The following is a 3,292-nucleotide window of genomic DNA, read 5'->3' as shown; positions in this document are numbered from 1 at the left end:
GACGATTCGCCAGCGCGCCCGAAACGGGATAAGACGCTGGCTGGCAACGCCGACTTGAACACAGAATTTCGCGCCGGCCCGATCCGAGTCACTGTGACGGGCCGATCAGACTAACAGGACACGGTTTTGTTGACAGGCCAACCGCTTACAACGACATCTCTGGCGCCGCCCGGCCCGGCAGCATCACGTTGCCGGGGCGTGCGGCCGTGCCTGCATTGCTGATCTCCTGTCGCGCTTCTGTGCCCTGAAGTCCCCCGCCCGGCATGCATGTCCGCACGGTTTGCTGCGTTCCAGCAACCTGTAGCAAGGACAACGCAATCATGAAAAGAATGCTCATCAACGCCACGCAGCCGGAAGAGGTCCGGGTTGCGCTGGTCGATGGCCAGAAGCTCTACGATCTGGATATCGAAACGCCCGGTCACCAGCAGAAGAAGGCCAACATCTACAAGGGCAAGGTCACCCGCATCGAACCCAGTCTGGAAGCCGCCTTCGTCGATTACGGTGCCGAGCGCCACGGCTTTCTGCCCTTCAAGGAAGTGGCCGAGGAGCTCTTCCCCAACGGCCGGCGCGAGCATGGCCTCTCCATCAGCGACGTGCTCAAGGAGGGTCAGGAGCTCATCGTCCAGGTGCAGAAGGAGGAGCGCGGCAACAAGGGTGCTGCGCTGACCACCCAGATCACCCTCGCCGGCCCCTATGTGGTCATGATGCCCAACAACCCCCGCGCCGGCGGCATCTCCCGCCGCATCGAGGGCGAGGATCGGGCCGAACTGCGCGAAGCCCTGGCCGGCGTGGACGTGCCGGAAGGCATGGGGCTGATCGTGCGCACCGCCGGCATCGGCAAGAGCTCCGAGGAACTGCAGTGGAACGTGGACTATCTGGTGCAGCTGTGGGATGCCATCAAACAGGCGGCTGACAGCAAGCCGGCGCCCTTTCTCATCTATCAGGAATCCGACATCATCACCCGCGCCATCCGCGACCACCTGCGGCAGGACATCGGCGAGGTGCTCATTGATGACATGGAAGCCTTCCACCGGGCGCGGGAGTTCGTCCAGCATGTGATGCCCCAGTTCGTGGGCCGCATCAAACCCTATCAGGACAAGATTCCCCTGTTCACCCGCTTCCAGATCGAGTCCCAGATCGAGACCGCCTTCCAGCGGGAGGTCACCCTGCCCTCCGGCGGTGTCATCGTCATCGACATGACCGAGGCGCTCACCGCCATCGACATCAACTCCTCCCGCGCCACCAAGGGCGGCGACATTGAGGAGACCGCCTTCAACACCAACATGGAAGCGGCCGCTGAAATCGCCCGTCAGCTGCGCCTGCGCGATCTGGGCGGGCTGATCGTCATCGACTTCATCGACATGCACTCCAACAAGCACCAGCGCGAGGTGGAAAACGCCCTGCGCGAAGCGGTCAAGCCCGACCGCGCCCGGGTACAGATCGGCCGCATCTCCCGCTTCGGCCTGCTGGAAATGTCCCGCCAGCGGCTGCGTCCCTCCATTGAGGAGTCCACCCAGATCGTCTGCCCGCGCTGCCATGGCGTCGGCGTCATCCGCGGCGTGGAGTCCATGGGGCTGTCCATCCTGCGCCTGCTGGAAGAAGAGGCCATGAAGGAGAACACCAAGCGGGTCACCGTGCAGCTGCCGGTGGACGTGGCCACCTTCCTGCTCAACGAAAAGCGCCCGCAGCTGACCGCCATCGAACAGCGCTACAACCTGCATGTGCTCATCGTGCCCAACGAGCATCTGGAAACACCCCACTACCTGATGGAGCGCATCCGCTACAACGACGAGGAGATCAAGGCGGCCAGCTACGCCCAGAAGACCGCCCCGGAAGTGGCCCTGCCGGAGCCGCGGGAAGAGACCGCCACCCAGACGGAAAAGGAAGCGCCGGTGGTCTCCAACATCCAGCCCAGCGAACCGCCTCCGCCACCGGCTCCCAAGCAGGAGAAGACCGCCACTGCTTCAGAAAAGCCCGGTCTGCTCACCCGCCTGTTCAAGGCCCTGTTCGGCCCTGTCGCCGAGCCGGAAAAGGAGGAGAAGGAAGAAGAAAAGCCACAGCGCCGCCGTTCCAGCCAGAACCGGCGCAATGGCAACCGTCGTCGCCGGGGCGGCAGCCGCCGCCGTCGCAACGGGCAGCGTGACCGCCGTCCTCAGGGCGATCAGAACGAAGGCGGCCAGCCGCAGCAGCCGGCCACCGAGTCCGCCCAGCAGCGGGACACCGGCCGGGAGGGAGGCGCGCCCGCCCAGCAGGCTGACCGGCAGGAAGCCGCCCACAACGCCGCCCCGGCGGAGGAGAAGCCCGCATCCCGTCCGGAACCTGCAGAGCCCGCCAGCCCTGCCACCGAAACGGCACAGCCGGAAGAAGCGCCCGTGCAGGACGGCAGTACTGACACGGGTGAACAGGCGCCCCGCAGCCGAAACAGTCGCCGCAGCTACCAGCGGCAGGGACGCTACGCCATGCGTCGCCGCCGCGCCCCGCAGGGCGCCGAGTCCCTCACGGTAGAAGAAGTGATGGCACAGGCCGCCGCCGACAACGAACCCATCGCCGAACCCAAGAAGGTGCAGGTGCCCATGCTGCCGCTGGATGAAGCCGGTGAAGCACCGCAACGGCATGAAGCACCCGCTCCTGCACAGACCGAGCAGCCTCCGGCTGATACTGGGGAAAGCGCACAGACACCCGGCCCGGCAGCCGAGGCGGTCGAAACACCCGCCGCTCAAAAGACGCCTGCACGGGCCGAAGCGGATGAGGGGCGTGAAGCGCCACAACCAACCGCCACAGAGGCTGAAAATGCCGACGTGACCGAGACAAAGGCGGAAGCTCCGGCAGCCTCTGCAGCCACCGCGCAGCCTGTCGCCGCCGACACCTCGGACCGGGCCGAGCCCACAGCATCGACAGAAGCTTCTGAAGCGCCGCCGGAGTCGACCCCCACTACCGAAGACAAGGCGGAAAAGTCAGCCTCCTGAACGGGTCTGACCAGACGGCACGGCAAACGGCCCCTAATGGGGCCGTTTTCTTTTTCAGTGCACCAATTGCTTACCGTACATGCCACATCCCCCGCAAAACCGGTATTTTTCCGGCACGGCGCCTGCGCGGCAGCGGCGGACTCGGCAAAAACGGGGGAGCCCCCGTTGTGGAGAGGTTTCAGGGCGTGGCACCAAGGGCGGCGTGGGTGCGCGCCTCCACCATCAGGCGCTTCATCTCCCGCACCGCCTCGGCAAAGCCGACAAAGACGGCGTGGGCCACGATGGCATGGCCGATATTGAGCTCGACGATCTGGGGAATGCGGGCG

General features: G+C 65.5%; 2 protein-coding genes. One reads left to right on the top strand and one right to left on the bottom strand.

The features are described 5' to 3' along the window. Positions 1 to 320 precede the first annotated feature (320 nt). The gene (gene rne / locus F8K16_RS08250; RefSeq protein ID WP_294949276.1) at positions 321 to 2,966 is read left to right on the top strand and encodes a ribonuclease E; all 2,646 of its coding nucleotides are present in this window, start codon (positions 321 to 323) and stop codon (positions 2,964 to 2,966) included. 178 nt (positions 2,967 to 3,144) lie between these two features. Here the strand turns inward: rne and F8K16_RS08245 are convergent. Then, on the bottom strand, positions 3,145 to 3,292 hold a 148-nt coding region (locus F8K16_RS08245; RefSeq protein WP_294949280.1), incomplete at its 5' end, for a pyridoxine 5'-phosphate synthase.

It is taken from the genome of Sulfurivirga sp., from assembly GCF_015490265.1.
Taxonomy (GTDB): Bacteria; Pseudomonadota; Gammaproteobacteria; order Thiomicrospirales; family Thiomicrospiraceae; genus Sulfurivirga.
This window is presented reverse-complemented; position numbering and strand designations above follow the sequence as displayed.